This window comes from Zunongwangia pacifica (assembly GCF_023499215.1).
GTDB lineage: Bacteria > Bacteroidota > Bacteroidia > Flavobacteriales > Flavobacteriaceae > Zunongwangia > Zunongwangia pacifica.
Window position 1 is genome coordinate 57,676 of record NZ_JAKHSK010000011.1, and the last position, 21,103, is coordinate 78,778.

Sequence of the window (21,103 nt, forward strand, 5' to 3'; positions counted from 1 at the left end):
TGTTTAGGTATAAAAAAACCTCCTTTTTCAAGGAGGTCTTTGTTTTTTCTTTATACTGAATTACAGTTTTAAGTCTTTCTCTTCTTTTTTCTCGTAATTAAAAAGATAATCGATATCCAGCTCTTGTACATCCCCTAATTTATGAAGTGCCTGCATATCTACATCTTTTTTATTTCCTATTACTAAAATATTGTAATCCTGTCCTTTAATATTGCTATCAAAAAAGTTTTGTAAATCTTTAAAGCTCATATCTTTAATAGCCTCGTACATTTCTTTACGGGTATCGTGATCTAAACCACGGTCTTTTAATCGCTCGTAGCTCCAAAAGATATTGGTTTTGGTGATCCGCTCGGCAGCAATTTTCTTTAAAGTTGCTTCTTTAGCCGCTTCAAATTGTTCTTTTGCTTCAGGCATATTGGTCATTAACTCCATCATGGCATCTACGGCCTGCGGCATTTTATTAGCCTGTGTACCTATATAAGCCATAGTATAGTTTGGTTTATCAACTTCGCTAGCCATTTGATAGCTTGAGAATGCGGAATAGGCCAACGACTTAGATTCGCGTATTTCCTGAAATACAATAGAGGATAATCCGCTACCAAAATAGGTGTTGAATAATTGCGTGGCTGCCATCTTTTCGGCATCAAAAATATCTCCTTTAGCTAAAAAGATCATTTCGCTTTGTACCATGTCGTAATCTACAAAGTACACATTACCACCGGTTTCTTTTTCGTTATATTCGCGTGCTTCAGGATACTCTTTAAGTTCTGAAGGGACATTGTGCTTTTCACTCACTGTGGCTACCGCGGCTTCAGGATCTTTCCCGTAATAAAGGATTCGTTGTTTGTAATTACGAAGATCTTTTACCTTATCTACCAATTCTGCCGGATCTAAAGCTTTTAATTCGGCTTCAGTATAGATATTCCGTAATCGGGAATCTTCACCGTATTTACCATAATTCATTAAACCGTTAAACAAAATATTTCCCTTTTGGGTTTTGGCATCATCACGACCTTTCATGATAGAAGCTACGTATTTCTCGTAAGTTTCCTGATCTGGTTTTGCATTTTCCCAAAGATGCTCCAGTAACGCCAAACCTTTAGGTAAATTTTCCTTTAAGCCGCTAATACCAACATAAATCTGATCTGAACCTGCGCTTACAAAATAACTAATACCAAGTTTGTAAAATTCCTGCTTTAATTCTTCAGGAGTGTATTTATCGGTCCCCAGATAATCCAAATAGCCAGTGGCTAGAGAGATCTCTTTATCATTATCCTGCCCCATATCGAAAATAAAGTACAGGTTAAAAAGGTCGTTATTCTCATTCAGAATATAAGAAACCGGTAATCCATTTTCAGTTTTGGATTCTTTAATTGCTTCTTCGTAATCTACATATTGCGGAGTTAATGCTGGTGCTTCAGATTTGTTGAATTCGGTAATAAAGTCTGATTGCTTATCGCGATTTAACTGAACCGGCGTTATACCGGGATTTTCTACTTTGGCGATGTTAGGATCTTCCCCTATTCTCTTATAAACCGCCACATAATTATCTTTATAATGCTCGTTAACATAATTTACCAGTTCTTCTTTGGTAATCGACTTCAGATCGTCTGTAAAATCGATTACATTCTGCCAATCCTGAAAATGAACAAACGCATCCATGTGTGCATAAGCGACTGAAGAAGCATCTTCGTATTCACGAATTTCAGACAACTTTAAATCATTAATTACGGCATCGATTAACCAGTCATCAAATTCTCCTTTTTTGATCTTCTCTACTTCAGCCAGTAATAAATCTTTTACTTCTTCTAAAGTCTGATCGGCTTTTGGCATACCGTATAACAAATGGAAACCATAATCATTATCAAAATTGGTATATGAAGAGGCTTGCTGTACTTTTTGTTTTTGGTTAAGATCCAGGTCTATTAAACCGGCCTGAGAATTGGCCAAAATATAATCGATCAGGTAAACAATCTTTTGATCTTTACTACCAACACCATCGGTGCGAAAAGCTACGTAAACAGATTCTGAAGTTGGTCCAAAAACCTCTTTTTCGATAGGCGCCGTGATAGGTTTTTCCTCTGGGAATGTAGGGTGAGTTACTTCTTTAGCGTCATATCCCCCAAAAGAATCATTTACTTTTTGAATGGTACTATCGAATTCTAAATCCCCTGAAAGGATTACGGCCATATTATTGGGCACATAATATTTCTCATAATAATTATGAATTGCCTCCATAGAAGGATTCTTTAAGTGCTCTGATTTCCCTAAGGTAGTTTGTGTACCATAAGGGTGTGTAGGATAAAGTCCTTCTAAAACGGCATAATATTGCTTTCTGGAATCACTGTCCTGCCCACGGTTAAATTCTTCGTAAACGGCTTCTAATTCGGTATGAAACAAACGCAATACAAGTTCGTTAAACCTTTCACTTTCTACCATTAGCCATTTATCCAATTCGTTAGATGGGATTTTATTTACGTAAACCGTTTGCTCGTTAGAGGTAAATGCATTGGTACCTTCAGCCCCCAAAGAACTTACCATTTTATCATATTCGTTGGCAATGGAATATTTTGAAGCTTCCTGAGAAACCGAATCGATCTGGCGATAGATCGCTTTTTTTTCTTCAGGATCGGTTGCGGCTTTATGTTTTTCGTAAAGATCTGAAATAGAATCGAGAAGCACTTTTTCTGTCTCCCAATCCTGAGTCCCTATTTTACTGGTGCCTTTAAATACCATATGCTCCAGATAATGCGCCAGCCCGGTATTATCTGCAGGGTCATAAGTAGAACCGGCTCGTACCGCAATTAAGGTTTGAATTTTAGGCTCCTGGTTATTCTGGCTCAGGTAAACTTTTAAGCCGTTATCTAACGTGTAAAGTCGTAAACCAGTAGGGTCATCTTCAAAAGTTTCGTAGGAGAAACCATTGGCATCAGTATGAATATTCGATTTTGCGTCGTTCTCTTTCTTACAGGATGAAAGGACAAGAAAAAGGATTGCCATAAGAGGCATATAATATTTCCTCATAGTTAAAAATTTGATTGATAAATATTTATAAAAATAAAAAAGTCCGTAAGCAAATAACGCTTACGGACTAAATTTATTTAAAATTATCTTAAATTTTAACTTTTACCCAAGAACCTCGGCAACTTTTTTACCAATCTCGGCAGGAGAATCTACCACGTGAACTCCGTTTTCTTTTAAGATCGCTTTTTTAGCTTGTGCAGTATCTTCACTACCTCCTACAATAGCACCAGCATGTCCCATTGTTCTACCTGCGGGTGCAGTTTCACCAGCGATAAATCCAATAACAGGCTTTTTATTACCGTTTTCTTTGATCCATTTAGCAGCATCGGCTTCTAACTGTCCACCAATTTCACCAATCATAACGATCGCTTTGGTCTCATCATCGTTCATTAAAAGCTCTACTGCTTCTTTGGTTGTCGTTCCGATAATTGGATCTCCGCCAATACCAATTGCAGTGGTAATTCCTAATCCTTCTTTTACAACCTGATCTGCAGCTTCGTAAGTTAAGGTACCAGATTTAGAAACGATACCAACAGTTCCTTTCTTGAAAACAAAGCCTGGCATGATCCCAACTTTAGCTTCACCGGGAGTGATAACCCCTGGACAGTTAGGCCCAATTAAACGGCAATCTTTGTTTTTAATATAATTAGAAGCTTTTACCATATCTGCTACAGGAATACCCTCGGTAATAGTAATGATTACTTTGATACCGGCATCTGCGGCTTCCATAATAGCATCGGCAGCAAATGCTGGTGGCACAAAAATAATGGTAACATCGGCGCCGGTTTCTTTAACAGCATCTGAAACTGTGTTGAATACCGGTCTATCCAAATGCTTTTGTCCACCTTTGCCCGGAGTTACACCTCCTACAACGTTGGAACCATATTCTATCATTTGCTCTGCATGAAAAGTACCTTCGCTACCGGTAAATCCCTGCACGATTATTTTTGAATCTTTATTTACTAAAACGCTCATAAGTATTTATTGTAATTAGCTACACAAAAGTAGGTTTTTAAAGATAAAACATAAAGCTTTTTTGATATTTATTCAATGATTTGTAAATCAATAAAAACGATAAGCATTGGCTAAAAACCATCCATTATTATTTTATGTATGTTTTAGAAACCTCTTTTTCTTTTTATAAAGTCATTGAGCAAATGATAGATTCGTTTTTCTTTCTTAAGATCCTGAAAATATTTGGATTTTATTTGGAAGAATATCATCATAAGGAGCGCTGCGATTACCACCTCTAAAACTATCATTATCAAAATAATATGCTCCATATAAATTTCCATAAACAATAGTTAAAATTAGAATTAAAAAATTAAAATTCTCAACAAACAAGTGTTAAAATTGAAAATTTATTAATTTTTAAACATCTAATCGGTTTAGCAATAGTGATTTTTTAAAAAAATCTAATAATATGACTCTATTGATTGAGATTTTCTAAAAATGTTAAAATAACACCTAATTTCTGGATAGTGTAAAAAGATTATTGTTCAATAAAAAACAAAAGGATAGTTGCGAAAACTATCCTTTTTTAAGGGTAAATTATAATAGACGTTAGCAAATAGAAAGATTTATTTATTGCTTTATGGCAGCAGGTGGCGGCGGTGGTAATAATTCTACTTTATCCTGAACTCCTTTTTCAGAAAGTTGGGTATAAATTGTATAAAGCTTACTTAGATTTTTATTAATTCGCTCCTGCTCTTTTTTATCTAATGTTGGATAAACTTCTGGGTAACCTTCAGGTAGCAGCGACTTTACTTTTTTAAGCTGCGCATTATAATCTTTAAGTAATTCTTTAACCGATTTTTGTTGGGTAGAAGTATGAACTTCTACCTTTTCTGCCGTTTCCTGTTCTTCTTCTACAACCTCGATAATTTCATTTTCTTTACTGGGTTCAGAAATTTCTTCAACCACTTCGATCACTTCAGGATGTTTTGGTTTAGCTGGTGGACTTGGAACTGCCTCTACCACTTCAATCACTTCTGGTTTTGACGGTGTGGGCACATCTTCAACTACCTCAATAACTTCCACTATACCATCTGTATTTGGTGCTTTTGGGGAAACGGGTGAAGCTATCGGCATTTGTTCTTTGTTCTGGATCGGTGGTGGCGGTGGCGCTGGTAAATCAGGAAACAAAGATGTGTTTCTAGAATTTTTCTTCATTAACTGGTAATAATGAGTTTTACGATACTCCTTCTCTACCTTCTGTTTAAAATCTTCAGGAACGTTCCTTAATGCTAAGCGTATATTATTTTTTAGCAAATCTTTATCCGGATATTGATTGGTGATTTTATCTAATTTCGAAGCGAATTCGTTTAGTCTAATTTTCTCTCCGTTTAGTTCCATCTGTTCTCCATGAATTTTCAGGGTAAAAGCTTCTAATGTTTCAGTAACAATAGGCGGTTCTTGCTGCATCGTTTCAGCAACAATAGCATTATTGAAAAAATAAATGCAACAACATAATACCGGTACTAAAAATCCCATTTTTAGCCCTACTCTCTTTTTTGAAAATGAATTTGAAATCATAACGATTCGTTTTTTGATTAATGAATGTTTAAATGAACTCGTCATTGCAGCCTGATGTTTGCCAAACGAGCTGTTGAGCAATAAAGTTGAATATGATAATGCGCTTATATTTTGTTTTAAAACGGCTTCATCGGCCAGAAATTCGTGATTTAAGCGTATGGATTTTTTAATGAAAACAAACAGCGGATTGAACCAAAAAATAACCTGTAAAACTTCCAAAATCAACAAATCCAGCGTATGTTTTTGGTTTACATGTGCTTCTTCGTGCTTTAAAATTTCCTGCGGAATGGCATTCTTTTCAAAGGCCTGCTTTTCTACAAAAATATACCTGAAATAGGAATATGGAATTTGCTGAAATGGCAGTAACACCTTTGTATTTAGCGGCTCTATAACATGCTCGTACCGCTGAATTCGTTTTTTTAAATACAGAAGATTTTTTATAAATCGTATCAAAAAAACTACAACACCAATGGCATATACCGCCCACAATACCAACGGAACACAATCTGTCCAGGAAATTGCTTTAACTTCCTCTCCCTTAGTAATGGACTCTGGAATTACAATCGTTGCTTGTGATACTGGTTGTGTTTCTGCCTGATAGGTGATGGTAATAAATGGAATGATCACCGATGCCACCAAAGCAAACAATAAATAAAATCGTTTGAAATTGTGATTTTTTTCGTTTTCGAGCAACAGCCGATAAAAAGAATACAATACCAAAAGACAGCCTGTAAATTTTAGAATATAAAGAAGCATAGGCTATTGATTTTTGATCCTTTCGTCAATGATTTTTCGTAGCTCTTTTAGCTCCTCCTCAGATAAATCTGTTTCCTCTGTAAAGAAGGAAGCGAATTGGGAGGCAGAATTATTAAAGAAATTCTTTATGAGTCCGTTCATTTGTTTAGAGAAATAATCTTTCTTTTTCACCAAAGGAAAATATTCCCTGGAACGGCCATATTGCACAAAATCAACAAACTTTTTATCCCGCATTCTTTTTAATAACGTGGCAACGGTAGTGTTTGCCGGTTTAGGCTCTGGATAAGCATAGATTAAATCTTTCATAAAAGCTTTTTTCTGCTTCCATAAAATTTGCATCAATTCTTCTTCTGCATTGGAAAGTTTCATTGTTCTACTTAATTAGAAGTACCTCTACAAATGTAGAATAAAATTTTAATTCTACAACCATAGAACAAATATTTAACAAAAAACCGTCATATTCTTGTGACGGTTATATCATTTTTAATCAACAACTAACTTAGTTACAGAATTTATATAAAATATTTTCCCTGATCTTCTAAATCGCCATAAATATGGACAAAAACTAATCCCTTATAAGGATTTTCCATAGTTTTTATAGGGAGCATAAATCTCTATATTTTGTTCTTGCTCTAGGGCATCGTGAATATGTAACCTTAAGACTTTGTAAGCAGCATTCATTTGTTCCTTCAAATCTGTCAGGCTAGCCTTATCACGTTTACGATAACCTATACTGCTGTACTACTCTAGTGTAAACTTATCGCCTTTATTTCTTTTGGGCATTCTTTATTAAATCGGGTAAATGTTTAAGACTGGCCTGTTCTTTAAGAAAAGTTCTAACTTCTTTAAACGGTGTTCCCCAATAGGTAATTCCGGGCTGTGTACTTTTGCTTACTCCTGTTTGGGCCATAAACACCCCTCCTTTACCCAACGTCACATCACTTCTAACACCGGCCTGTCCCCAAAGGGTCACTTCGTCTTCTACGATAACACAACCAGCAATACCTACCTGAGAAGCGATAAGGCATTTTTTACCAATCACGGTATCGTGACCAACTTGTACCAAATTATCTATTTTAGTACCTTCTTTTATGGTAGTATCACCACTCACTCCACGATCGATAGTACAATTGCAACCAATTTCTACATCATTTTCTATAACTACACGTCCACTAGAAAGCAAACGATCAAAACCCTCTGGTCTATTTTTATAATAAAATGCGTCACCGCCAATAACTGTTCCCGCCTGAATAATGACATTGGCGCCAATTACAGTATGATCACTTATCGTAACATTAGCACCAATGATACAATTTTCACCAATACTTACATGATTACCTATAAAAGCAGTGGGCTGAATATGCGTTCCTTTTCCTATTACTGCGGAATCTGATATCGATTTTTCAGCTTTTAGAAAAGGTTTAAAATACTTAGCAAGCTTATTAAAATCCCTAAAAGGATCGTCTGAAATTAACAGCGCTTTCCCCTCTGGACATTCCACTTCTTTATTAATTAAAATAATGGTCGCGGCAGAGTTTAATGCTTTATCATAATATTTAGGATGGTCTACAAATACAATATCACCGGGGGTTACCACGTGAATTTCGTTAATTCCTTCAACGGGAAAATCTTTATCCCCTACAAAATCGCAGGAAATAATGGTTGCAATTTGTTCTAAGGTATGAGTTTGTGGAAATTTCATTTCAATATTAAATATAAAAAAAGGAAAGATAAATTTACCTTTCCTTTTTCAATTTTCACTATAAATCTTATTCTTTAATTCGTTCTTTATAGGTCCCTTTTTCGGTTTCTATACGAATTTTATCTCCTTCGTTAATAAAAAGCGGCACGTTAACTTCAGCACCTGTTTCTACGGTTGCAGGTTTAGTGGCGTTGGTAGCCGTGTTCCCTTTTACACCAGGCTCGGTATGTGTTACCTCTAACACCACACTTGCGGGCATCTCTGTAGAAAGTGGCATATTATCTTCTGTATTGATAATTACGGTAAGTACTTCTCCCTCTTTCAACAATTGTGGCATATCTAAAGCACTTTCTAAAAGACGAATCTGTGTATAATCTTCTACATGCATAAAATGATAAAACTCACCATCCTGATATAAAAACTGGTATTTATGAGTTTCTACACGAACATCCTCTATTTTATGTCCGGCTGAAAATGTATTATCTATTACTTTACCGGTAGTCACACTTTTAAGTTTGGTTCTTACAAAAGCAGGTCCTTTTCCCGGTTTTACATGAAGAAATTCAATAATCTTAAAAATATCGTGGTTGTATCGTATACAAAGTCCGTTTCTAATATCACTTGTATTTGCCATTCCTTTTCTTATTTAGTTTGAACTGAAGTATCCCTTCATGATACCTCGCTGAGAGTTTTTAATAAATTCTAATATTTCGTCACGCTCTGCTGTTGCCTGCATTTCTGCTTCAATAATAGCAACGGCCTGCGAGTTATTGTAATTTTTCTGATATAAAATTCTGTAAATATCCTGGATCTCCCTTATTTTTTCAGTAGTAAATCCTCTACGGCGTAAGCCTATTGAATTGATACCCACGTAAGATAATGGTTCACGTCCGGCTTTTACAAAAGGGGGAACATCTTTTCTAACTAAAGATCCACCGGTAACAAAAGCATGCTTACCAATACTACAAAATTGCTGTATCGCTGCCATACCTGCTAAAACCACATGATCGCCTACATTAATATGTCCTGCCAGCGTACTATTATTTGAAAAAATACAGTTATCCCCAACAATACAATCGTGAGCTATATGGCAATAGGCCATAATCCAGCAATTTTGGCCAATTACCGTCTTCATACGATCTGTAGTCCCTCTGTTAATGGTAACACATTCTCTAATCGTGGTATTATCTCCAATGATCGTTACCGTATCTTCATCGTCAAATTTTTTATCCTGCGGAATTGCAGAAATCACCGCACCAGGAAAAATACTACAATTTTTACCAATACGCGCACCTTCCATAATGGTTACGTTAGAACCTATCCAGCTTCCTTCGCCAATCACTACATTATTATGGATCGTTGCAAACGGCTCGATAACCACATTTTTGGCGATTTTCGCTCCCGGATGCACATATGCTAAAGGTTGATTCATTCTTCTTTATTTTGATTTTACAATTTGTGCCATAAGCACCGCCTCTGTCGCCAGTTTTCCGTTTGCATACGCGTACGCCTGCATTTGGCAAATACCTCTTCGTATGGGCGCTAAAAGTTCTAATTTAAATACTAATGTATCTCCCGGTACCACTTGTTGTTTAAACCTTACATTATCGATTTTCATAAAATAGGTAAGATAATTTTCTGGATCTGGAACCGATTTTAAAGCTAAGATACCACCGGTTTGCGCCATCGCTTCTACCTGTAGTACGCCGGGCATTACAGGTTTCCCGGGGAAGTGCCCTACAAAGAAAGGCTCGTTCATGGTTACATTCTTAACTCCTATCACCGTAGAATCGGTAAGCTCATAAATCTTATCTACCAATAAGAATGGAGGACGATGCGGAAGTGTTTCCATAATGGCATTTACATCCATGATAGGTTTTGCGCTCAAATCGATTTTAGGCACTTTGTTGCGCTTTTCTTCTTTAATGAATTTCGCTAGTTTTTTAGCAAATTCGGTATTTACGTAGTGCCCCGGTTTAGTAGCAATTACTTTTCCTCTAATTCGGGTTCCTATAAGTGCAAGATCGCCTAAAACGTCTAACAATTTATGCCTTGCCGCTTCGTTGGGATAATGTAGAGTAAGATTGTCTAAAATTCCGTTTGGTTTTACCGAGATCTCATCCCTGTTAAAAGCAACTCTTAGTTTTTTTAAGGTTTCCTCTCCTATTTCTTTATCTACATAAACAATCGCATTGTTTAGATCCCCACCTTTTATAAGTCCGTGTTCTAAAAGTGCCTCAATTTCATGTAAAAAACTAAATGTTCTGGAATTGGCAATATTATCTTTAAATTCTGAAACATTTTCTATAGAAGCATTTTGCGTTCCTAAGACTTTGGTTCCAAAATCGACCATAGTGGTTACCTTATATGTATCTGCCGGCATTACAACGATTTCACTACCCGTCTCTTCATCGCGATAGCAAATCACTTCATTAATTACATATTCTTCCTTCTCGGCTTCCTGTTCTTTAATTCCCGCTTCTTCCAAAGCCTGAACAAAATACTTTGAAGAACCATCCATAATTGGTGGTTCTGAAGCATCTAATTCAATAATAATATTATCGATTTCTAAACCTACGCATGCGGCTAAAACATGCTCTGATGTTTGAATTTTAACACCATTTTTCTCTAGGTTGGTGCCTCTTTTCGTATCGGTTACATAGCTAACATCAGCTTCGATAATAGGTGTCCCTTCAAGATCTACACGTTTAAACACATAGCCCGTATTTTCGGGAGCTGGTTTAAAGGTAAGTTTTACTTGTTTTCCGGTATGAAGCCCTACTCCTTCTAAGGAAACTTCATTCTGAATAGTTTGCTGCTTCAATACTTTTTCAGCCATTCTTATTTACTTTTTTATCTAACTGATGCAATAAATCAACAGTTTTTGGTAAGTTCTTAAAATGAATAAAGGATTTATTATAATCTGAATATCCTATAGCGGGTGATCCCTGTAATACTTCATCATCTTTTACATTTCTTCCTATACCACTTTGCGCCTGAATTTTTACCCTATCGCCAATGGTGATATGTCCAACGATCCCAACCTGGCCTCCAATGATACAATTTTTGCCAATTTTTGTAGAGCCCGCAACTCCTGTTTGCGCTGCTATTACGGTATTTTCACCAATTTCTACATTGTGGGCTATTTGGATATGATTATCTAGCTTTACCCCTTTTCTAATAATGGTAGAACCTAAGGTTGCTCTATCTATTGTAGTGCCTGCGCCAATATCTACGTTATCTTCTATTACAACGTTCCCTATTTGCGGCACTTTAGCATATTCTCCTTTTTCGTTAGGGCTAAAGCCAAATCCATCGGCTCCAACAATTGCGCCGCCATGCAAGGTTACATTTTCACCAATAATAGTTTCTGAATATACCTTTACCCCCGCAAAAAGTGTTGAATTATCACCAATTACGGTATTATCACCCACATAGGCGTAAGGATAAATCTTTACATTCTTACCAATCTTTACATTCTCTCCTAAATAGGTAAAAGCGCCTAGGTAGACGTCTTCTCCATACTCGGCCGATGCTGAAATATAGCTTGGTTGCTCTATCCCGCTTTTACGAAGTTTTACCTGATTGTAATATTCTAATAGCGTAGAGAATGCTTTATAAGCGTCTTTTACTTTAATTAGCGTAGTACTTACAGGCTGGTCTGCTTCAAAACTATCATTTACTATGGTGATAGATGCTTTTGTACTATATATATAGGACGTATATTTTGGATTACTTAAAAAAGTAAGCGATCCATCTTTTCCTTCTTCAATCTTTGCCAATTCTGAAACTTCTGCGTCAGGATTACCTACGATTGTCCCTTCGAGAATTTCGGCTATTTGTGATGCTTTAAATTTCATTCTGGCAAAAGTAAAAAAAATGCGTTAATGTTTAGACTTGGGGTAACAGATATAATATTTAGTCACCGTTTTAGATAATGCTTTTAAATTTAATTGATCTGAAACCTTTATTACATCGTTTATCTTCCCGTTTTTATGAAGAATATTAATATTATTCTTTTCTCGGGTATACGCAAGATTGGCTATTTCTCCAGTAAAAACAAAATACGAAGCTTCCTTATCACTTAAGTTATGCTTTTCTTTAAGCTCGGTCATATGCTTTTCGATCTTCGCTTTGGTGGGCTTCTTTTTTTTAATTTTCACTTTTAAAAGGTAACGGTTAATCACCATCTTACACAAGCTGCTTAACACATAATCTTCGTGATTGGCCCATTCTTTCATCGCCAAAACAATATCATAGTCATCAAGACAGGAAAAAACTTCTAAAGTTTGGGCATCAAAACTTTCTTCAGTTACTTTATGATGTAAAAAATAGCTGAGTGCCTTACTGGCACCAAGTGTTTTGCCTTCTGCAATTAATTCTTTTGCTCGTTTTAAAACCCTTATTAAAAGCTGCTCTGCAACCATACTGGTTTTATGTAAATATACCTGCCAGTACATCAATCTTCTGGCTACCAGAAATTTTTCTACAGAATAAATTGCCTTTTCTTCAATAACCAACTCGTTATTTACCACGTTTAGCATGATAATTAAGCGATCACTGTTTATATTACCTTCTGTTGTACCGGTATAAAAACTATCACGCTTTAAATAATCCAGTCTATCCATGTCTAGCTGACTGGTAATAAGCTGATGCATGAACCGTCGAGGATATTTACCGGTAAAAATATCGATAGCCAGCGTTAAACTTTGGTTAAAAACAGCGTTAAGCTCTTTCATAAAAAGAAGTGAAATCGACTCATGATCTACTCCTTCTACGATGCTATGTTCCATCGCATGCGAGAAAGGGCCATGCCCTATATCATGCAATAGTATGGCTATTTCTAAAGCCTCTTCTTCATCTGCACTAATCTCAACTCCCTTAAAGCGAAGTACTCGCACCGCTTTTTGCATTAAATGAACGCAACCAATAGCATGTTGAAATCTGGTATGATGAGCCCCAGGATACACCAAATACGATAATCCCATTTGTGAAATTCTTCGTAATCTTTGGAAGTACGGATGCTCGATGATGTTAAAGATACGCTGACTAGGTATGGTAATAAATCCGTAAATTGGGTCGTTTAATATCTTGAGTTTATTTTTTGAAGCCAAGCTTTATGAAATTAATGATAGAACAAATGTAAACATTGATTGGCTTTTGGATCATTTATTGTTCAAAAGAATCAATTTTCAATAAAAATATAAATTTTTAACCGGCTTATAAATATAACCGAACATGAATACAATCAAAATATTATGGGTTGATGATGAGATCGATCTTTTAAAACCACATATTTTATTTCTTGAATCCAAGAACTATGAGGTCTCTACCTGCCAGAGTGGAACTGAAGCGATAGAAAAAATAGACGAAGAACGATTTGATATTGTTTTCTTAGACGAGAACATGCCTGGTTTAACAGGCTTGGAAACGCTTTCTGAAATTAAAGAAAAACAAGCCAATATTCCTATAGTGATGATCACTAAAAGTGAAGAGGAATATATTATGGAGGAAGCCATAGGCTCTAAAATTGCAGATTACCTGATTAAACCAGTAAACCCAAATCAAATCCTGCTTTCTATTAAAAAGAATTTAGATCACTCCAGGTTAATTTCTGAAAAGACAACTTCAAACTATCAGCAGGAATTCAGAAAAATCGCAATGGATTTAATGAATGTTAGCACATATCAGGACTGGACTGAAATGTACCAGCGACTGATCTATTGGGAACTACAGCTGGAAAATATAGAAGACAGCAGTATGTTCGAAATATTGGAAACCCAAAAACAGGAGGCCAATAGCCAGTTTTGTAAGTTTATCGATAAAAACTACCCGGAATGGTTTGAAGATGGTGCAAAGGCGCCTACCATGTCCCATACCCTGTTTAAAAGAAAAATTTTACCTGAAATTAGCAAAGATCAGCCCACGCTATTAGTTGTGGTAGACAATTTACGCTATGACCAGTGGAAAGCCTTTGAGCCCATTGTATCTAACTATTATAAGAAGGAGAAAGAAGAGCCTTTTTGCAGTATTTTACCAACAGCTACGCAATATGCACGTAATGCAATTTTTTCTGGCCTTATGCCCAGTGAAATGGAAAAACTTTATCCCCAATATTGGAAAAACGATACTGATGAAGGTGGAAAAAACAATTATGAAGCCGAGTTTTTGGCTGAGCAACTAAAAAGATTAGGTAAAGAAATTAAACACGAATATCATAAAATAAGCAATCTAAAAGCTGGAAAAAAACTAGTTGAAAACTTCAAAACTCAGAAGAATAATGACCTTACCGTCGTGGTTTATAATTTTGTAGACATGCTATCGCATTCCAAGACTGAAATGGAAGTGATTAAAGAACTAGCTTCTAATGATAAGTCGTACCGCTCCCTTACCGAAAGCTGGTTTAAAAACTCACCTCTTTTAGAAATTATTCAGCAAGCACAACAATTAGGATTTAAGTTAATTATCACTACAGATCACGGGACTATTAACGTAAAAAACCCAAGTAAAGTAATTGGTGATAAAAATACCAGTTTAAATCTTCGATATAAAACCGGGAAAAGCTTAACCTACGAAAAGAAAGATGTATTAGCGGCTACAAAACCTAAATCATTACATCTCCCTACCATAAACATGAGTAGCTCTTTTATATTTGCTAAAGGTGATCTTTTCTTTGCTTATCCTAATAACTACAATCACTATGTTAGTTATTATAGAAATACTTACCAGCATGGAGGGGTTTCTTTAGAAGAAATGATTATTCCTTTTAGCGTTCTTTCCCCAAAATAGAAAAAACCTGAAAGAATTTTCTTTCAATGTAATTATCATAAACAACTGAAAATGAACCTAATATTCGTATTAGGTTTTTTTATTACATTTGCTTAATATTTCTTTTTGCTAATCATGGAGTTTGAGTACCATTTATCGAATATCGATGATGCTATTGCATTCATTTTAAAAAATGCCCGAAGTAAAACAATTCTTTTCTACGGAGAAATGGGCGCTGGAAAAACCACCCTTATAAAAAAACTTGTTAAAACATTAAACAGCGAAGATCAGGTAGCGAGTCCCACATTTTCTTTAGTCAATGAATATGAAACTGAAAAAGAAAAAATTTTTCATTTTGATTTTTACAGGATTGAAGACGAAAACGAAGCTTACGATATAGGATTTGAAGACTATCTAGAACAATCTGGATGGAAATTTATAGAATGGCCACAGAAAATTAAAAATTTAATTCCGGAAGATCATCAAAAATTAGAGCTGATAAAAAAAGATCCAGAAACAAGAATGTTAAAGTTAAGTTAAAGAAATGTGAATACTCGTTAGTTAAGGATCTAAAAAATAACATAATGGAGTCTATTTTTTTGTAAATTTGCTAATAATATAATCAATTAATAGATTTAAAAATTATATTTTTTAAGTATAATAGTTAAAACAATAGACAGAAGTAAAAAATTTACAAAAATTAAGAAGATATTCTAAGAAGGCGCAAAAGTACAATTAATGTATTTACCAATAGTAGGTGATCTCGTAGTAGGTTTGTATCAGAAAACAAAACGAAATACGATTTAAAAAATAATAAGATCAAAAAAACCTACTATTATGAAATTAAAAGCATTATTATTCGGAGCAGCAATTTTTGGAGCATCTTTTTTTGTAACTTCAACAACAGATAACGATCATGCAAAAGACCCAATCAAAAAACAAGCGGTTGACAGATCAACGATCAAAATTCCTGTTAACGGGTAGTATCATAGCTATTATAATAGCATTTTCACCATATTTATTTTACTTATATGAAATTTTCCCAGACGGGCCCGTCTGGGAAAATTCGTTTTTTACGTACAGAAGTAACTATTATGAAAATGTTATGACTGCCATGTGGACTTACTTTGGTAAAATCACACCATTGATCCTACTACTGATTTGGTTCTTTACCTGTAAACATTGGTGGTACCATGTCATATTAGTTCCTACCATTATGTACGCCTATCAATTAGTTACTGCAATCTATCAGGACATGTACCTTAATATCAATCCGATGGACACTAATCAACTTATATATTTGGCGCCTTTTTTTATCATCATTATTTCCATAGTTTATCTGGTTCGAATTAAAATTTTCGATAAGATATACGGTATTGACTTAAGTGAAATTGAAGAGACCCATATCTCTGTTTTTTCACCTGTTTCTGATAAAGAACTAGAAGAAATGGAGGATCTTAAAGAATCTGAAACGACCGAAGAAGATTATTACGCGAAACTTTAGAAAATCTCTCTACTCCTTTTCAAAAATAATTGTAATTTAACTTTTCTAATCAGCTGAAAAGATCACTATGGCCAAACAGGTTTCTCCTTTTACCAAAGAAGAGCTTATTCCTCAGGAAGAAAAACTTGAAATTTATAAAAATAAAGGAGAACTTTTTATAGGTATTCCTAAAGAAACCTCGTATCAGGAAAAAAGAATTTGTTTAAGTCCAGATGCTGTAGGAGCCATTACTGCACATGGTCACCGAGTAATGATCGAGTCGGGTGCCGGGAACTACGCTAATTTTAGCGATAAAGATTATTCTGATGCCGGTGCTGAAGTTACTAAAGACACCCAAAAAGTATTTTCCTGTCCTACGATTTTAAAGGTAGAACCGCCATCAATCTCAGAATTAGAGATGATGAACCCCCAGACCATTTTGATTTCTGCCCTTCAGATAAAAACGCAAAGCAAAGCTTATTTTCAAAAACTGGCTTCTAAAAGAATTACTGCTTTGGGATTTGAGTTTATTAAAGATGACGACGGCAGTTATCCCATTGTGCGGGCGTTAAGTGAAATCACCGGAACGGCTTCTGTACTTATCGCTTCAGAGATTATGAGTAATAATGGCGATGGTAATGGACTGCTATTTGGGAATATTAGTGGTGTGCCTCCTGTAGAAGTTGTTATTCTGGGAGCCGGTACGGTAGGCCATTTTGCGGCAAGATCGGCTATTGGTCTTGGGGCTAATATTAAAGTTTTTGATAGTTCTATTACCAAATTACGCAACCTCCAGTCAGCTTTAGGTCAAACGTTCTATACCAGCACCATTCAGCCAAAAAATTTAAGTAAAGCCTTAAAACGTTGCGATGTACTTATTGGAGCGGTTAGAGGTAACAATCGTTCACCTGTTTTAGTGACCGAAGAAATGGTCGCCTCGATGAAACGTGGTGCAGTAGCCATCGATGTAAGCATTGATGTTGGCGGATGTATTGAAACCAGCGAAATTACCAGTCATGAAAAACCAATTTTCACAAAGCATGATGTCATTCATTACTGTGTCCCAAACATCCCATCACGCTACGCAAGATCCAGCTCACTATCATTAAGTAATATCTTTACGCCTTATCTTTTGCATATTGGCGAAGAAGGCGGATTAGAAAACACACTTCGTTTTGACCGTGGATTAAGAAATGGTTTGTATTTTTACCACGGAGTTTTAACCAACAAATCTATTGCAGACTGGTTTGATCTCACCTATCGAGATATTAACCTCTTGATTTTCTGACAATAACTATCGATTTTAGTCATTTTCTATGAACATTTTTCAGCGTCTTGGATATTTTTCAGTAGGACTTTTTATGGGAATCATTATTCTCATTTTCTTTTTAAGCGGAAAAAAAACCAGTTGTTCCTATTTTCCAAATGCCCGTACCTTAAAAAGTATTCGTACTAAAGAGCGGCATTTTGATAAAAATGCGATGAAATTTTTTGCTGAAAATAATATTGATACCAGTACTGTTTCTTCTATTTTAGAAAATGGCGAAGTTCACTTTAGTGAAAGTATTACCGATAGAGATTCCTGCAACGTTTATCTAATTTCAGGAGAAACCCCTAAAAAACCAATCCAGTTTAAAGTCGAAAATTGTGATAGTATCGCTACCATCCAGGAAGCGGACTTTTATTCTGAAAAATAAACTACCTCGGAGCAACCCCACGAGGAATTCAATAGAAACAAAATTTCGATTCCGAGACATACCGATAGCGCTCCGGTATTAAACCCTTTTGCGGTGCCAATAAAAAAGCCTGCCCAAATCATACAATTTCGACAGGCATTATGTATAAGTCCTACAGAATTAATTCCGAAGAAATCAAAAACTGTATTCCAAATTTATAAAATCTGGGCAGCGTGGTCTTTGGTTTTTACCTTTCCTATGACCTCTTCTATTTTTCCTTCTTCGTCGATCACAAAAGTTGTGCGGTGAATGCCATCATATTCTTTTCCCATAAACTTTTTAGGTCCCCAAACCCCATAAGCGTTAATCACTTCTTTTTCTTCATCTGCTAACAGAGGAAACGGAAGTTCATTTTTAGTCTTAAAATTAGTTTGCCTACGTTTAGAATCTGCACTTACCCCTAAAATAGCATAGCCTTTTTCTTTAAAAACTTCCCAGTTATCACGAAGATTACAGGCTTCTGCCGTACAACCCGGCGTGCTGGCTTTTGGATAGAAAAATAAGACCAGTTTCTTTCCTTTAAAATCTGAAAGTTTTACCAGATTTCCATCCTGATCTTCTACTGCAAAATCTGGGGCTTTATCTCCTGCTTTTAATGTTGTCATAATTCTTATTTTTGTTTAAAATTAAAGCTTTATGGACAAACAACAAAAAGTGCAATTTGTAATTGACACTTTACAACATATTTATCCTGAAATTCCTATTCCGTTAGATCATAAAGATCCTTACACCCTCTTAATTGCTGTGTTACTTTCTGCCCAAAGTACAGATGTTAAGGTGAATCAAATAACACCTCTTTTATTCGAAGTGGCCGATACGCCCCAAAAAATGGTAAAATTAAGTGTCGAAGAAATCAGGGAAATTATAAAACCCTGTGGCTTATCACCCATGAAATCGAAAGGGATTCACGGACTTTCTGAAATTCTTTTAGAAAAATATAACGGACAGGTGCCTGCAGATTTTGAAGCTTTAGAAAGTTTACCCGCTGTTGGCCATAAAACGGCGAGTGTGGTGATGGCTCAGGCATTTAATGTACCGGCATTCCCGGTAGATACCCATATTCATAGATTAATGTACCGCTGGAACCTTTCTAATGGAAAAAGCGTAGCGCAAACTGAAAAAGACGCCAAGCGAATTTTCCCTAAAGATTTATGGAATGATCTTCATTTACAAATTATCTGGTACGGCCGCCAGTACTCGCCAGCCAGAGGCTGGGATCTTGAAAAAGATATCATCACTAAAACTATTGGCCGAAAATCAGTCATTAAAGAATATGAAGCGAAATTGGCTAAAAAGAAGAAGTAAACGATCTTAGGGCAAGCCCATGGATTCATTTATTATTTCTATACATCCACTATTGAAATGAAAATGTTTAATCTCGATATCGAGTAAAAAGATAAAAGCTCCGGATTATCGGAGCTTTTATATAGTTTATTTGCCAGTTTTTAAGCCTTTATTTTAGCGGCAATGTCCACAGCACGTTTCACCTGAACTTTAATAGCTTCTTTATCTTTTTCTGATAAGTCACTTCCTCCTACTGTACTAAAACCATAAGGATTCCCTCCTGTTTCAAAAATCACAGGATCGCTGTAACCGGGGTTGGCAATTATAGCACCCCAATGCATCATCGATTTGTATAAAGAAAGTAAGGTCGCCTCCTGCCCACCGTGAGGATTTCCTGCACTGGTCATCGCACTTATAACCTTATTTACCAATTTTCCTTTTTGCCATAACGGGCCGGTAGTATCGATAAAACTACTAAATTGAGACGGCAAATTTCCAAATCTTGTAGGCGCTGAAAAGATTACAGCATCAGCCCATTCCAAATCGTCTGCCGAAGCAACGGGAATATCTTTTGTTGCCTTAAAGTTCTTTATCCAGTCTTCATTCCTTTCCATTATTTCTTCAGGAACTGTTTCTGCTATCCTTAAAAGTTTAACCTCTTTTACATCTAATTCTTTAGCAGCTTCTTCTGCGGCTTTAGATAGTTTATAATTGGTACCGGTTGAGCTATAATAAATAATAGCAAGTTTTACGTCTTTCATAATTTATTTTTAAACCAATTTACGGTTTATAAGAGAGACCTTTGGAAAAACAAATTTTAAAATTTTTATAATTCTATCTAAATTAATTTAAACAGCGTAAATTTCTCCGGGGCAAGCCCACGGAGCATTTTAGCAGAACACGTTTTCAAACTATCAAAATTTACTAGCGAGACAAGTCTCGGGGTATTTACCCTCCTAGAATAAAAAAGCCTGCTTTTTAGCAGGCTTAATTTTAGTTTAATAGCATCTCAAAATCATCCTTTTCACCAGGTAATATTTTTAATGCTTTCGAATAATTTAATAGAAACGTTATGGTTTCTTCTTTAGGTTTCAAATCTTGTAATTTTTCTTCTTTCGAAGTTTTTTCAAAGTAAATATTCCTCATTAAATACGCTATTTTGATGGTTATGATTAAATAACGCAGCTTAATTTAGAATATTGTAAACCTAATTTGTTAAAACTAAATTATGTTTCTCTATTATTTTCCGAAGATTTATAAGTGCATATCTCATACGGCCCAAAGCGGTATTTATACTCACTCCCGTTCTTTCAGAAATTTCCTTAAAACTCATTTCTTTATAGATACGCATCGTTAAGACCTCTAATTGATCCTCTGGAAGTTCTCTTATCACTTCTCGTAAATCACTCTCAATCTGATCTTTAATAATTTGTTTTTCAACATTCAATCCCGAATCGCTTAATACCGAAAAAATATTAAAATCGCCACTATTATCAAATTTGGGCATTCTTTTATTCCTTCTAAAATGATCGATAACAAGGTTATGCGCGATTCGCATGACCCAGGGTAAAAATTTCCCTTCTTCGTTGTACTTTCCTCGTTTTAATGTATTGATGACTTTGATGAATGTGTCCTGAAAGATGTCTTCAGCAATATCTTTGTCAAATACCTTGGAATAAATGAAACTGTAAATTCTGTGTTGATGACGACGAATAAGTTCTGAGAGAGCAAGCTCGTTTCCGTTAATGTACTCTTTAACCAAAACGGCATCTGTTACCTTAGTTTTTTCCATACAGTTACTTTTAAAGGGCAAGG

Annotated in this window: 21 protein-coding genes; 7 read left to right on the forward strand and 14 right to left on the reverse strand. The window is 35.6% G+C overall.

Features of this window, described 5'->3' with window-relative positions:
- Positions 1-60: 60 nt before the first annotated feature.
- From L1967_RS09365 to L1967_RS09410, 10 genes are all read right to left on the reverse strand, one after another.
- The gene (locus tag L1967_RS09365) at positions 61-3,024 is read right to left on the reverse strand and encodes a M16 family metallopeptidase (protein WP_249601402.1); all 2,964 of its coding nucleotides are present in this window, start codon (positions 3,022-3,024) and stop codon (positions 61-63) included.
- Positions 3,025-3,126: 102 nt separating this feature from the next.
- Positions 3,127-3,999, reverse strand: a complete 873-nt coding sequence (gene sucD / locus L1967_RS09370) for a succinate--CoA ligase subunit alpha (RefSeq protein ID WP_013071799.1) — start codon at positions 3,997-3,999, stop codon at positions 3,127-3,129.
- A 609-nt stretch (positions 4,000-4,608) separates the two neighbouring features.
- Positions 4,609-6,315 (reverse strand): M56 family metallopeptidase, encoded by a 1,707-nt coding sequence (locus tag L1967_RS09375; protein ID WP_249601403.1) that lies wholly within the window; start codon positions 6,313-6,315, stop codon positions 4,609-4,611.
- Between the two features lie 3 nt (positions 6,316-6,318).
- On the reverse strand, positions 6,319-6,684 hold the full coding sequence (locus tag L1967_RS09380) for a BlaI/MecI/CopY family transcriptional regulator (protein ID WP_249601404.1): 366 nt from the start codon (positions 6,682-6,684) through the stop codon (positions 6,319-6,321).
- 397 nt (positions 6,685-7,081) lie between these two features.
- Positions 7,082-8,017, reverse strand: a complete 936-nt coding sequence (locus L1967_RS09385) for a UDP-3-O-(3-hydroxymyristoyl)glucosamine N-acyltransferase (RefSeq protein ID WP_249601405.1) — start codon at positions 8,015-8,017, stop codon at positions 7,082-7,084.
- Between the two features lie 67 nt (positions 8,018-8,084).
- Positions 8,085-8,651 (reverse strand): elongation factor P, encoded by a 567-nt coding sequence (gene efp / locus L1967_RS09390; RefSeq protein ID WP_013071792.1) that lies wholly within the window; start codon positions 8,649-8,651, stop codon positions 8,085-8,087.
- A 12-nt stretch (positions 8,652-8,663) separates the two neighbouring features.
- The gene (gene lpxA / locus L1967_RS09395) at positions 8,664-9,449 is read right to left on the reverse strand and encodes an acyl-ACP--UDP-N-acetylglucosamine O-acyltransferase (RefSeq protein ID WP_249601406.1); all 786 of its coding nucleotides are present in this window, start codon (positions 9,447-9,449) and stop codon (positions 8,664-8,666) included.
- Positions 9,450-9,455: 6 nt separating this feature from the next.
- Complete coding sequence (locus L1967_RS09400) at positions 9,456-10,856, reverse strand: bifunctional UDP-3-O-[3-hydroxymyristoyl] N-acetylglucosamine deacetylase/3-hydroxyacyl-ACP dehydratase (RefSeq protein ID WP_249601407.1); 1,401 nt, start codon at positions 10,854-10,856, stop codon at positions 9,456-9,458.
- Positions 10,849-11,877 carry a UDP-3-O-(3-hydroxymyristoyl)glucosamine N-acyltransferase gene (gene lpxD, locus L1967_RS09405; RefSeq protein ID WP_249601408.1) on the reverse strand — a complete coding sequence of 343 codons (1,029 nt, stop codon included), beginning with the start codon at positions 11,875-11,877 and terminating at the stop codon, positions 10,849-10,851. Before lpxD ends, L1967_RS09400 begins: the two co-directional genes overlap by 8 nt.
- A 24-nt stretch (positions 11,878-11,901) precedes the next feature.
- Positions 11,902-13,131 carry an HD domain-containing protein gene (locus L1967_RS09410; RefSeq protein ID WP_249601409.1) on the reverse strand — a complete coding sequence of 410 codons (1,230 nt, stop codon included), beginning with the start codon at positions 13,129-13,131 and terminating at the stop codon, positions 11,902-11,904.
- Positions 13,132-13,255: 124 nt separating this feature from the next.
- Here L1967_RS09410 and porX point away from each other — a divergent pair, with 124 nt between their 5' ends.
- The 6 genes from porX to L1967_RS09440 all read left to right on the forward strand — a co-directional run bounded on the left by porX (position 13,256) and on the right by L1967_RS09440 (position 17,965).
- Positions 13,256-14,806 (forward strand): T9SS response regulator signal transducer PorX, encoded by a 1,551-nt coding sequence (porX, locus tag L1967_RS09415; protein WP_249601410.1) that lies wholly within the window; start codon positions 13,256-13,258, stop codon positions 14,804-14,806.
- A 114-nt stretch (positions 14,807-14,920) separates the two neighbouring features.
- Positions 14,921-15,325 carry a tRNA (adenosine(37)-N6)-threonylcarbamoyltransferase complex ATPase subunit type 1 TsaE gene (gene tsaE / locus L1967_RS09420; RefSeq protein WP_249601411.1) on the forward strand — a complete coding sequence of 135 codons (405 nt, stop codon included), beginning with the start codon at positions 14,921-14,923 and terminating at the stop codon, positions 15,323-15,325.
- A gap of 297 nt (positions 15,326-15,622) precedes the next feature.
- Positions 15,623-15,769 carry a hypothetical protein gene (locus L1967_RS09425; RefSeq protein WP_013071785.1) on the forward strand — a complete coding sequence of 49 codons (147 nt, stop codon included), beginning with the start codon at positions 15,623-15,625 and terminating at the stop codon, positions 15,767-15,769.
- A 160-nt stretch (positions 15,770-15,929) separates the two neighbouring features.
- Positions 15,930-16,289, forward strand: a complete 360-nt coding sequence (locus L1967_RS09430; protein WP_249601412.1) for a hypothetical protein — start codon at positions 15,930-15,932, stop codon at positions 16,287-16,289.
- 67 nt (positions 16,290-16,356) lie between these two features.
- Positions 16,357-17,556 carry an alanine dehydrogenase gene (locus tag L1967_RS09435; RefSeq protein ID WP_249601413.1) on the forward strand — a complete coding sequence of 400 codons (1,200 nt, stop codon included), beginning with the start codon at positions 16,357-16,359 and terminating at the stop codon, positions 17,554-17,556.
- A gap of 28 nt (positions 17,557-17,584) precedes the next feature.
- A complete protein-coding gene (locus L1967_RS09440; protein WP_249601414.1) occupies positions 17,585-17,965 on the forward strand; it encodes a hypothetical protein in 381 nt (126 codons plus the stop codon).
- 194 nt (positions 17,966-18,159) lie between these two features.
- Here L1967_RS09440 and bcp read toward each other — a convergent pair whose 3' ends face one another.
- Positions 18,160-18,609: a thioredoxin-dependent thiol peroxidase gene (gene bcp, locus L1967_RS09445; RefSeq protein WP_249601415.1), complete on the reverse strand. Its 450-nt coding sequence runs from the start codon at positions 18,607-18,609 to the stop codon at positions 18,160-18,162.
- Positions 18,610-18,640: 31 nt separating this feature from the next.
- On the opposite strand from bcp, the gene L1967_RS09450 reads away from it, so the two are divergent.
- Positions 18,641-19,309, forward strand: a complete 669-nt coding sequence (locus L1967_RS09450; RefSeq protein WP_249601416.1) for an endonuclease III domain-containing protein — start codon at positions 18,641-18,643, stop codon at positions 19,307-19,309.
- A gap of 140 nt (positions 19,310-19,449) precedes the next feature.
- Here L1967_RS09450 and wrbA read toward each other — a convergent pair whose 3' ends face one another.
- The 3 genes from wrbA to L1967_RS09465 all read right to left on the reverse strand — a co-directional run bounded on the left by wrbA (position 19,450) and on the right by L1967_RS09465 (position 21,080).
- Positions 19,450-20,049, reverse strand: coding sequence for an NAD(P)H:quinone oxidoreductase (wrbA, locus tag L1967_RS09455; protein WP_249601417.1), 600 nt, complete (start codon positions 20,047-20,049; stop codon positions 19,450-19,452).
- 232 nt (positions 20,050-20,281) lie between these two features.
- Entirely contained in the window at positions 20,282-20,434 is a 153-nt protein-coding gene (locus L1967_RS09460; RefSeq protein ID WP_249601418.1) for a hypothetical protein, read from the reverse strand.
- A 61-nt stretch (positions 20,435-20,495) separates the two neighbouring features.
- Positions 20,496-21,080 (reverse strand): RNA polymerase sigma factor, encoded by a 585-nt coding sequence (locus tag L1967_RS09465; RefSeq protein WP_249601419.1) that lies wholly within the window; start codon positions 21,078-21,080, stop codon positions 20,496-20,498.
- Between the last annotated feature and the right edge of the window lie 23 nt (positions 21,081-21,103).